Here is an 11,749-nt window from a genome sequence, read left to right as displayed (position 1 = left end):
ATTTTGCATTCAAAACTCAAAACTTAAAATTCCTCATTGCTAACTTTTCGTTATGTACCTGAAAACTCTAAACCTCCGACAATTTCGCAATTATCGAGACCAAAAGGTTGAGTTTACTGCTGCTAAAACAATTTTGGTCGGTAATAACGCTCAGGGAAAATCGAATTTGTTGGAGGCGGTGGAGTTGCTGGCAACATTGCGATCGCACCGCATGACCCGCGATCGCGATTTAGTTCAAGAAGGGGAAGCCATAGCCCAAATTGATGCCACCCTTGAGCGACAAACAGGTGTTAGTGATTTAACTTTAACCCTGCGCCGCAATGGTCGCCGTAGCGTTGCTCTCAACGGTGAATCTATCCGCCGTCAAATGGATTTTCTCGGCGTTCTCAATGCAGTCCAATTTTCCAGCTTGGATTTAGAACTAGTACGCGGCGGCCCGGAAGGTCGCCGCAACTGGTTAGATACACTTTTAATTCAACTCGAACCAGTTTATGCTCACATTTTGCAGCAGTATAACCATGTGTTACGCCAGCGCAACGCCTTCTTAAAAAAAACTCAAGACTCAGAACTCAGCACTCAGCACTCAGAACTAGCAGTATGGGATGCACAGTTAGCGACCACAGGAACCAGAGTAATTAGACGACGCGATCGCGCCATCCAAAGATTAGCTCCCATTGCTAGTACTTGGCACGCCAGTATCAGCGGCAGTACAGAAGTTCTGCAAATCAAGTACGTACCGAATATTCCTTTAGAGGATAATCAGCCAGAAGAAGTACAGCAAGCTTTTTTAGCTAAAATTCAGCAGCGAGCGATCGCTGAAATGCACCAAGGTACTACCCTGGTTGGCCCCCATCGCGACGAAATAGAATTAACTATTAACCAGACACCCGCTCGTCAATACGGTTCTCAAGGTCAACAACGAACGCTGGTTCTAGCCTTAAAATTAGCCGAATTACAATTAATTGAAGAAGTCGTCAAAGAGCCACCATTACTATTACTTGATGATGTTCTTGCCGAACTAGATTTATCCCGCCAAAATCAACTGCTTGATGCTATTCAAGACCGCTTTCAAACCCTGATTACTACCACTCACTTGGGTTCTTTTGATTCCCAGTGGTTGAAGTCCTCCCAAATTCTTTTTGTGAAAGCAGGACAAATAATATGAAATTATCATAATTTTAATTTAAAATCTATTTCAAAATACTTGCATTGAAGAAACTGGCAGAAACTCTGCATCTTATAGCGGTTCTCATTCACGTGAGGTAACCCGTAGGGGTAATAGCCTGCGGGAAGCCGCTTCTCTACGAGACGCTCCGCGAATGCGTCTACATGAATTGCCCCTACACCTTGCGATATAATTTTGTACCGCATTTGAGTGGGAACCACTATATGTGTACACCATAGCCTTTTAAGGCGAAGCAAGCTACGTGCAGCGTCTCGTAGAGAAGCCACGTAACCACTTATTTGGGTTATTTTGATTGCCAAGACTTGAAGTCTTCTCAAACTCTTTTTGTGAAGTCAGGACAAATAATGCGAGATTATAATAATTGCGATTTAAAACCTGTATGTAGCTTGTCTTTGAGCGAAAGACTGGCCAGAAATTTTAATCTATAGTAAGGAGTAAAGATTTGTGGAAAAATCCTTAATATCTTCGCTGGGAAGTGATCCAGAGCCTTCCTCCGGTGTTAATTCACACTCAAAGATGTACATACCATCCCTCGATGGTATGAGAATTATTGCTTTCATAATTGTTTTTTTATCTCATACACAAATTGCGAACGCTTTTCCGGGAAATTTCGGCGTAACAGTATTTTTCTTCCTTAGTGGTTACTTAATTACTACTCTTCTCAGGCAAGAATACGATCGCTATGAGACTATTGATTTTAAGCTCTTCTATCTAAGACGAATCCTGCGTATTTGGCCCTCCTTTTATCTAGTCTTGGGGTTAGGAGCTGGCTTAACTATCTTAAAATTACTTCCGGGAGAAATACTCCTACCCGCCTTCTTAGCTCAGTTTCTCCACTATACCAACTACTATGGAATTTTTTTTGGTGGTGGAATGGCTGCTGGGAGTTGGGTATATTGGTCTCTCGCAGTCGAAGAGCATTTCTATTTACTTTTTCCACTGTTTTATGTAGCTCTACGTAAACTGCGTGTGACTCCACGCAGACAAATGCTAATCTTTTGGGGATTGTGTTTAGCAGTCTTGCTTTGGCGATGTGTTCTAGTTTTTGGTTTTAAAGTACCTGAGCTACATGTTTTTTGTTCAACAGACACTAGGGTAGATAGTATTCTCTTTGGTTGTGCATTGGCAGTCAGTGGTAATCCTGCCCTAGATACACAAGATTACTCTAATAAACTCTGGAGGTATTTCTTTCTGCCCGCAGGAATAGTCTTGATTCTTTTGTCATGCCTCTCTCGCTCACCTGAGTTTCGAGGAGCCTTTCGTTATACTATACAGGGAATTGCCTTATATCCAGTCTTTATTACCGCTATTCGTTTTCCCAATTGGGGATTATTCGCATTCCTAAATTTAAAGTGGATGCGTTTTCTTGGTGCATTATCTTATTCTTTGTACCTTGTTCATTACACTGTTATTTTCTTTGTTTGGAAGCATTTACCCCAATTGAATAAAGTTATGCAGTCAGTAATTGCTCTATTAATTTCTTTTGGACTAGCATATCTGATTTACCAGTTTATAGAACTTCCCATTGGACAGCTACGTAAAAAGTTTTCACGGGCATAAATTGGCTTGCTGCAATCTTTGTTATCGAAACAGAATTCATGAGTCAGAATTCAGTTGAATATTCTGACCTAAAAAGCTGATAGCACAGCGTCTCGTAGAGAGCGCCTGAATTCTAAATTCTGCATTATTCTTCAATGGACTTGTTGCACAAGTGGGGAAAGGGGAAAGCAGCTCAAAAAACCCTTTCCCTTTTCCCTTCCTCATCCTTTTGCAAAACTATTTTTGCAAGAGGTCTATCTAATGGTGTTTTTCTAACCTTTTAAAAACGTTGAGAACCAAAAAAGTCAAGAGAGCGCCAATCAATCCTAACTGCCATAAACCACAGCCGGCAGCAATTCCCAATGCAGATGAAACCCAAATAGCTGCTGCTGAGGTGAGTCCGTGAATTTCAAGTTGCTGTGATTCTTGGGATGATTGGCGGACAATTTCTCCCGCTCCGAGAAATCCTACACCAGCTGCAATCCCCTGAATGACGCGGCTAAGTGCATCAGGACTACCTTGCAATCCTCCTGTTTGCATGATTATCAAGGTAAACATGGCTGAACCTAAACTCACCAGTATATGAGTTCTTAAACCGGCTGGTTTGCGCCTAATTTGGCGTTCTAGGCCGATCATTGCTCCAATAAGCAATGCAAGGCATAGCCGGAAGCTGATATTCAGCCAATCATTAGTTGCAAGGTAGTAAGTATTTGGCAATGCTTAAGTTTGATATAGATAATCTTATATACTAGGTTAAATGGTAATCCTTTTATACAAAGAGTACAAAAGACTCTAATCTTTTTTTAATGGAGTTTGAGCCAACTTATTTGGATTCTATCAATTCAGGAATACTTTTTAAACTGTGAACTAACATCTTAACATTATTAGAATTATTTCCTAATAACGTATTGTTTTATTCAATCAATGGAGGTTTGCATTGCCAAATTATCATTAATATCATAATCTGAGCAAACTACACGAGTTTTAAGTTTATTAAATAGTTTTTTGGTTATTTAAAATAACTAAACTATAAAATACCACCTTAAATTGCTAGATTTAACTCATACACTCAATAATTAAATATGAAACCGTACAGCACTCAGCACTGATTCAAGAGTTAGTGGATTAACGGCTGATAACATACCAGGAAGAAATGGCTGTGGCTATAAATAGACAATTGACAACTAACAAATTGAGTGGATAAACTCTACTGGCTAGACCAAATTAAACTACAAGACCGCTCCAAAGTAGGTGATAAAGCGTTTTACTTGAGCAAAATTATCCAGCGTGGCTATCCGGTGGTGCCTGGTTTTGTTGTTTCGGCAGAAACTTTACGGCAATTTCTCGAAAATCTCAATAGCTCAGAGTCATTAGTGGCTGACTTACCCCATTCTTCGTTACACCTGGATGTTAATAATTGGCGTCAACTTCAGCAGGTGGCTAGTCGCTTGCGCCAAGAAATTTTGACTGCGACTGTGCCACAGCAATGGGTAAGCACAATTCTCCAAGCAGCTAGAGAATGGCAAACTGGCTGTTTGATTCTTCGTCCGACTTTGGCAGTATCAACTGCTACCCCAGGGATGAAGGATATATCTGGTTTGCTGGAGTCGGTGTTTTGCCAGTGCGAACCAGAAGCGATCGCTTTAGCTTTAAAGCGTACTTGGAGCCAGATATTTCGGGCCCGGAGTCTTTTATATTGGCAGCACTCAGGAATTAATCTGCAACAAGTTAATCTTGCAGTTTTGGTGCAACCTGTTGAAAATGCGATCGCCAGTGGCTTGCTCACAGCCGACCCCTCTGGGTGGGAAATTGAAGCTACTTGGGGATTAGGAATTGCGATCGCTCTTGGCGATGTACAGCCAGATGTTTACTACATTCAACCGGAAACTAGGGTTGTGCTTGAGCAACAACTGGGCAATAAAATGCTGGCTTATGGTGTTGATGATGCCGCGCCTGGAGCTTTTTCGCAACCCGTGGCGAATTCAATGCTAACAACAAATCACACTTGTCTGACGACCTATTTACTTCAAGAAGCCCAGCAAAAACAGTACGCTTTACAAGAAGAATACTTACAACAAATAATTGCTCTGGGAATTCAGCTGGTGAGTGAACTAGGTAAAACCTTCACCATTAAATGGACTCTTGCTCAACAACCTACATATAGCAAGCTTTACATCACACAAGTTAGTCCTTCCCAATCTGTAATTCCCCACTTACACTTCATTCGGGGACTAGGGGCAGCAGGGGGACGTATTGTAGCCACAGCGCTGGTAATTATTAGTCCCCAACAGAAACCCGAACAACTACCCAAGGGAGTGATTTTAGTAGTACCAACAGTTACACCTGATTGGTTGCCATTACTGCAACAAGTTGCTGGTATTATCACAGAACAAGGGGGATTAACCAGCCACGCGGCAATTCTGGCTAGAGAATTAGGTATCGCCGCCGTAGTAAACGCCACATCTGCCACAACTTTAATTCAAACTGGTGAACGACTGTTGCTTGATGGCGACAGAGGAGAAGTTTATCGCATCAAAGGAGACTTAAAGGAGGAGATGGACAAAGGAAGAGAAGAAAATCTTCTTTCCTCCCGTCACCCCAGCCCGAAAGCGCTTCATCCTGCTGTTACGTCTCATCTACCTATGATTGCTACCCAACTGCTGGTTAACTTGAGTCAATCCACTTTAATCGAACAAGTGCAAAGCTTGCCTGTGGATGGGGTGGGACTGTTGCGCTCAGAATTGATGGTATTAAATATATTGTCTGGGCAACATCCTAATAGTTGGATTTTAAGCGGGCGTCAGGCAGAATTGTTAGAGCTATGGTCAGACCAGATTATGCAGTTTGCCCATGCTTTTGCGCCAAGACCAGTTCTTTATCGTTCTTTAGATTGGCGATCGCAAGATTTACCATCATTGAGTGATAGTTTAGAATCTTCGCCCCAGTCAATGCTAGGTGAACGCGGCACCTTTAGCTATTTACAAAATCCCGCAGTATTTGAGCTTGAACTGAAAGCTTTGGCGAGTGTACAGCAAGCTGGCTACAGCAATGTCAACCTACTTTTGCCCTTTGTGCGGACTGTGGAAGAATTTATTTTTTGCCGTCGCAAAGTTGAACAAGCTTTTTTAACTGAGGTGGCGCAGTTTCAACTCTGGATGATGGCAGAAGTGCCAAGCGTACTGTTTTTATTGCCAGAATATGTTGAAGCAGGTGTTGCCGGAATTTCTATTGGTACAAATGACCTGACCCAATTATTGCTAGGAGTAGATCGAGAGCAAGGACAGCTAGCAAAAGTATTTAATGAACGCCATCCGGCTGTGATGAAGGCGATCGCACAACTAATCAAAATGGCTGAAAGTGCTGGTATACCTTGTTCAATCTGCGGTCAAGCACCAGCCCTCTATCCAGAAATTATCGACAAACTAGTGGAATGGGGCATTACTTCCATTTCTGTGGAACCGGAAGCAGTTGAGCGAACATATCAGGCGATCGCTCGTGCCGAACAACGCCTAATTTTAGCAGCAGCACGACGAAAACTGCATTAGTTAAGAGTGATTCAATTTTGGATTTTAGATTTTAGATTGAAGGAAAATCTAAAATTAGCAGAGTTATATAAAATTTTAAAATGTCTTTGATTCTAATACCGATTTGAAAAAAGAATGCGACACATAGACCATTTGTAGAGACGCGATGAATCGCATCTTTACTCAATGATTTGTTGCAATTATTATTTATTCTGAATCCTGAATTCTGAATTCTTACGAAAAACCTTTACTCATCCAGCATTGCGGTGTTAGTATCGGCTGATTGTGTATTGAGAGGATATGCATCTTTTGGTTGCCTGATAAAACCCAAAGTGACTCGTTTCATAATCCAGTACAGTCCAATAAGGATCACAAAACTGATAGCAATAATCACCAATGGCTGTTTACCGAGAATTTCCTCAACACCTTTGGTAATTACAGCATCGGGTTGAGTAATAAAATCCCAACTGTTGAAACGCAGAAATCTTCCCCAATAGACGCCAATAGCACAGAGAAAATGGGTAATCAACTCAACGCGCCAAATCCATTGACTTTTACCGATGCGATGTAAGTAGTGGCCCCAATTAATTAACGATATTACATAAGCTTCAAATCCACCTAAAATCACTAGCAAGTACACAGGAATAAGTACCAAAGTAATTATCCACACCGATTGAATCGTGCGGATATCATCTATCAAGTGAATTACATCAGTCAACAAATATGGTGCATTTGGTAAGAAAGCATAGAAAACTAAGAATCCTAGCCACCACAGCCAAGTACCACCGCGCCTCATGCGAAATAGCCACACACTTAAAGCCAAAGGTATAAAAGCCAGAAACAAATTCCAAGTCATCCAACTCATATTAATTCGCAAGACATGTACAACTTTGGCTATCAATTCTTCTTTCATAGGTGCTTACTCGGAAGATGTTTAATTAATGTATATTCGCTTTGTAGTGTTAGTGTTAAGTTTAGTAATTGATCGAGTTTTTATAGACACGAAAAAAATTAATTTCCTCTAACATCAAACATGATTTTTGTGTCAACTAAAAGTAAATGTACACTGAATATATATCCAAAACTGCGAGTTTTTTGTATGTTTCATGGTGGGGGACGAAATTTATCAATCAGCTTAAGCCCTAGTATAGCCAGAAAAACGAAGAGGAAAGGGGGCAGGAAGCTCTTAGCTGGGGCGAGAACCCCATAAATAAATTTATTGGCTCTGAAACCCAGATGGCAGAGGAATTCTAGAATCTTTCTCCCCTGCTCCTTGGTCAAGTCAGCTTTTGCTTAAGAGACTTCCAAGAAATAAATGATCCAAAACACGTCATTGCGAGCGAAGCGAAGCAATCCCAGTCATTGCGATTACTTCGGTTCACTCGCAATGACAATTGGGCATTTTTTTATATGGAGTACTCTAAGGGCGGGCGAGACGCCCACCCTATAAGAAGTAGTTGGATTTTTTTATTTGAAAGTCCCTAACTAACGCAGTAGCACTCGACTGCGAGGGCCGATCGCTTGTTTAGGTGAAGTGGATATTGCACAACTCTTGGCAGAATCTTGTGAACAAGCCGCTTGAGCAAGGGTTGCAGGGTTGACAACTACTTGATTGACTTCTAAGGAATTACCGTTACTCAATTCCATATTAGGTGTAGTAGAGAGCGATGGAGAATTAGTCTCAGATGTGTAGGTTGCAGGTGTCGAGGTGGCGATCGCACTACCATCACTAACTACAGGTGCAGAAGTCGGTGTGCTACCACTACCATCACTAACTACAGGTGTAGAAGTCTGTGTGCTACTCTCGATTACTAATGGGGAAATGGGTATGCTGACACCACTAGTTATCGGCGGGGTGGTAGGTGTGCTGACACCGCTAGTTATCGGCGGGGTGGTAGGTGTGCTGCCACCGTTAGTTACTGGTGAGGGAGTTATGAGAGTTGCAGTTGCAGGTACTTTGATTTGTATTCTGGCCAGGGGTGAGTTAGTCATTTCCAAAGATGTCACCTTTGGCGAACCTGGGATATCTGACTTGAAATCAAAAACTGTAGGAGTTGCCCCACCGTTGCGATCGCTATATCGGACTCCATATCCACTCACTTCAAAAGTGCCCTGATACTGGTTTCCAGTGCTGGGATCGGTGACAATACCAGTGTATAAGGCTTTTGTGAGATTAAACTCATCCTGAACTACTCCTTGAAATGTGGTTCCTGCCAATCTTCCCTGATATTTATAAGGTGTCAACTCACCGCCAGAGAGAATCGGCGAAGTCAGAACGCCATTAAAGGAGACAATCGGAATGCCTTTAAAGTCAACAAAATAATGCAGACTACCATCAGAGCGTGTTTGTACCTTCACATAGTCTGACTTGTATACAGGAACGTAATTAGGATTATTATTAGTACCTAAGTTCCGGGAGTAAGTCCCCGTGTTGTCTGTATCAACACGAGTAGTGCTACCATTAAAGTTGGGATTAATGCTGGGAAGTTGGATAGTGCCTGATAATGTGCCAGTGCTTTGAATTGTGATTTGAGCAGAAGCACTTGTTCCGCCTAAACCGATAAAGACTGCGGCTAAACAGCTTTTGGTAACAACTGCACAACCCAACTGATGCAATTTTGGATTTTGGGCTGCATCTTTGGTGCGCTTCCAGCACAACTTAGATTTGGGATTGGGAATTACCTTCTGCGTCTGGGTTGTGTAAATCCATCTGTCGCCTACATTTTTTCCATTGCGATGAGTTAATGAATTTAGTTTCATGAAAAATTTGCTCCTTTAATCACATATAAAAAAAATACGCATTGTGTTAACACCAGAATTTACCTTGCTCTCACTAGATAATTAAAGCGTCTAGTACTGAATTAGGCAGTATGGAAATAGCGTATTTAATTACATTTACATCAGTACAAAATTAGAACCGGAAAGTTGCTCTTAATGCGCCAACTACCAATGCATCGTTAGCAGCATTGTGATCGGGATTGAAAATGACAAATAAACCTGGAGTCAAAGCAATGTTGTCGCTGAGTTGGGCGCGGTAAAAAACTTCTACGTGAATTGATGTGTCACTACGTCCGCCTGCTGTTCCCCCATCAGAAAAGTTAGGAAAATTAAAGCCTTCGGGTAAACTACTCGAAGTAATTTTGGGCGGTTGTCCGACGAGAACGCCTCCTAAATTCCCAGAGCGCAGCAAATTGGGAAAAGCCGCGAATACCATCCAGTTGGTGGTTTCCACACTTCCAGGAAGGTTTAATGGTTTGGAGGAAGTAAAGCCACCCCAACCGCCCAATTGCAAGTTAGGGTTAATTCGCCAAGCAACGCTAGCACCAATTGCTTGGGTATTGAAAGCTGTAGGATCTGCAAAAGGCGAAATCAGTTGAGAATCGCCGATACCACTTGCTAATAAGCCATCTGGGGAGTGGGAATAAAGATAATGTACGCCGATATCAAGGTTATTAGTGGGTGCTAAACTTAACTGAGCGCCAGCAGTAAATCTACCGCCAAATAATCCGCCTTGGTTGATATCGCCTGGAAAATTGGGTATTTCTGCACTATAAACACCTTGTAAACTGATGCGATCGCTAATCTGCCAATCAAAGCCTATACCACCACTGCCGTTACCAATACTTAAAATCGGGTTTCGTTGACCAAATAGAGAAATTGCACCGTCACTAGAACCTTCTAAAGGGCTAATACCGCGAAAGGTGTTGATGGGGTTGACTCCCGCCGTACCTACGACAATTCCCAAGTTATCCGAGAGAAGAAATCGATAAGATAAATCGCTAATAACTAGATTGTTGTTGGTATTTGACTCGAAACCCAACCGCCCCATATTGTTAGATAGCAAGGATGCATTAGAACCCAAATTACCAGCAGATAGCCCAGTTAACAGCAAATCTCGCCCTGTAAATGAAGTTGCTAAGGTGAGTTGGGCGCTACTTGTAAAAGTCAGATTAGTTTTTCCCTGACGTTCAGGTATTCCATCTCTAGGAAACAAATCTACATCGGGGCTATTGGTTCCCTGAATACTGAAAATAGCTTGACCAAATAATCTGGTAGTTGTCGAAAACTTATTACCCTGTAATTCACTATTGTGGTTTTCCACAGCCTTGATACGCTGCTGTAATTGCTGCAACTCGGCTTTGAATTCGCCTTGCAACCTTTGCAGCAAGACTAAATCTTCGTTATTAACAGTATTAACTTTATTGTTAGCGTAGGCGTAGCCCGCCGCAGGCATCGCATTGTTAATCTTCTCTAAGCAAGCATCTAAACCAGCCGCAAATTCATAACGGCTGATGCTACGATTCCCTAGATAAGTCCCATCTGGGTATCCAGCAATGCAGCCATAGCGTTCTACTAAAGACTGCAAAGTACCAAAAGCCCAATCAGAGGGTTGCACATCTTGGAGTTGCGAGACTGAAGTGACTTGAGACATTTGATTGTCTGAGTCTGAGGGATGGGGAGATAGAAAGAATTCTTCTGTGTTTTTCTGGTTCTGTGCAACTTCTGTTACAGACTGAGTATCTTTTAATTCAGGTAAATTAGGAGAACTGATAAATTGAATTTTTTCTCTACTTTTTTTAAGTATATTTTCGTACTTATTCTTTATAGCTGGTGAAGTGGTTATATCTGGTTGCACGAATTCAGGCGGTGTAATTTCAGCAGGTGAAACAACTTTAGACAAATTTTCCTGTGTTGACTCCTGCACCGAATTTTCTGACGTATTTATAGGCTGTTGTGGTAAATTTAGCGCAGATATTGGCGCTGTTACTAACACACCCGCCATCAGTAGACTAATATCACTCATGGTATTTCATTTGACTTGCACCAATATCTCTTTTGACAGACAAAGTTGGTGTATATCAGGAAACTTTAAAAAAAAGTAGTGATAAAAGTTACTGTGGATGGGGACTATGGATTGGGGGCTGGGGACTGGAAAAAACTAGTTTCTAATTCTTTAGTACCTAATCCGCAATACCCAATCCCCCAGATAAATTATTCAGGCTGATTACAATACTTATTCATTTCATTGACTAACGTATCTGATTGTTTGCCAACAGTTGTAGCTGCTGTTGTCAGTGTTGAATCAATATCGGCTCTAGCCTTTTGGATTTTTTCTCTGCCAGATGCGGATGCTTCTGCTGTTTTGGTTGCACCAAGCGCTTTACCTGCAATAGCGATCGCTTGACTGAGATTTTGAAAAATCTTGACAAAACCGCTTTGAAATTCTTTCAGCTTCGGATCTGTTAACTTCAATTCCCCAATGGATTTAGTCACAAATTCTAAATCTTTAGATAGCTGTATGCTGGTTATCACTTGGGTTCCTTTATTTTTATCAATCAGAGAAGTTCCGGCATTTACAACTCGAATTAGTCGCTGACACTGAGAGACTTTATTTTCGCTGCAACTAGTAACGAACAAAGCAATGCTCAGGCCAACAGGAGCAAGAACAGTATATTTATGTAAAATAGACATTAACACCCCAACAGCAATAAAACAGAGA

At 41.6% G+C, this 11,749-nt stretch carries 8 protein-coding genes; 3 read left to right on the top strand and 5 right to left on the bottom strand.

The annotated features are described in order from the left end of the window. Window positions 1-52 precede the first annotated feature (52 nt). Together recF and HWQ39_RS04085 are read left to right on the top strand one after the other, a co-directional pair. Window positions 53-1,165 (top strand): DNA replication/repair protein RecF, encoded by a 1,113-nt coding sequence (recF, locus tag HWQ39_RS04090; protein WP_292841870.1) that lies wholly within the window; start codon window positions 53-55, stop codon window positions 1,163-1,165. Window positions 1,166-1,630: 465 nt separating this feature from the next. Further along, the gene (locus HWQ39_RS04085) at window positions 1,631-2,746 is read left to right on the top strand and encodes an acyltransferase (RefSeq protein WP_292841868.1); all 1,116 of its coding nucleotides are present in this window, start codon (window positions 1,631-1,633) and stop codon (window positions 2,744-2,746) included. A 237-nt stretch (window positions 2,747-2,983) separates the two neighbouring features. Here HWQ39_RS04085 and HWQ39_RS04080 read toward each other — a convergent pair whose 3' ends face one another. After that, complete coding sequence (locus tag HWQ39_RS04080; RefSeq protein WP_292841866.1) at window positions 2,984-3,442, bottom strand: MgtC/SapB family protein; 459 nt, start codon at window positions 3,440-3,442, stop codon at window positions 2,984-2,986. A 479-nt stretch (window positions 3,443-3,921) separates the two neighbouring features. Here HWQ39_RS04080 and HWQ39_RS04075 point away from each other — a divergent pair, with 479 nt between their 5' ends. After that, a complete protein-coding gene (locus HWQ39_RS04075) occupies window positions 3,922-6,270 on the top strand; it encodes a putative PEP-binding protein (RefSeq protein WP_292841864.1) in 2,349 nt (782 codons plus the stop codon). 226 nt (window positions 6,271-6,496) lie between these two features. Here HWQ39_RS04075 and HWQ39_RS04070 read toward each other — a convergent pair whose 3' ends face one another. The 4 genes from HWQ39_RS04070 to HWQ39_RS04055 form a co-directional block, all read right to left on the bottom strand. Next, window positions 6,497-7,162, bottom strand: a complete 666-nt coding sequence (locus HWQ39_RS04070; protein ID WP_292841862.1) for a DUF1361 domain-containing protein — start codon at window positions 7,160-7,162, stop codon at window positions 6,497-6,499. A 572-nt stretch (window positions 7,163-7,734) separates the two neighbouring features. Then, entirely contained in the window at window positions 7,735-9,009 is a 1,275-nt protein-coding gene (locus HWQ39_RS04065) for a hypothetical protein (RefSeq protein ID WP_292841860.1), read from the bottom strand. Between the two features lie 151 nt (window positions 9,010-9,160). Next, entirely contained in the window at window positions 9,161-11,053 is a 1,893-nt protein-coding gene (locus tag HWQ39_RS04060) for an iron uptake porin (protein ID WP_292841858.1), read from the bottom strand. A gap of 188 nt (window positions 11,054-11,241) precedes the next feature. Continuing rightward, complete coding sequence (locus HWQ39_RS04055; protein ID WP_292841857.1) at window positions 11,242-11,721, bottom strand: hypothetical protein; 480 nt, start codon at window positions 11,719-11,721, stop codon at window positions 11,242-11,244. Window positions 11,722-11,749: the final 28 nt, after the last annotated feature.

It is taken from the genome of Nostoc sp. NMS8 (genome assembly GCF_017115045.1).
Lineage (GTDB): Bacteria > Cyanobacteriota > Cyanobacteriia > Cyanobacteriales > Nostocaceae > Nostoc.
Note: the sequence above shows the minus strand (reverse complement) of the source record. Positions and strands in the feature narration are given on the sequence as shown.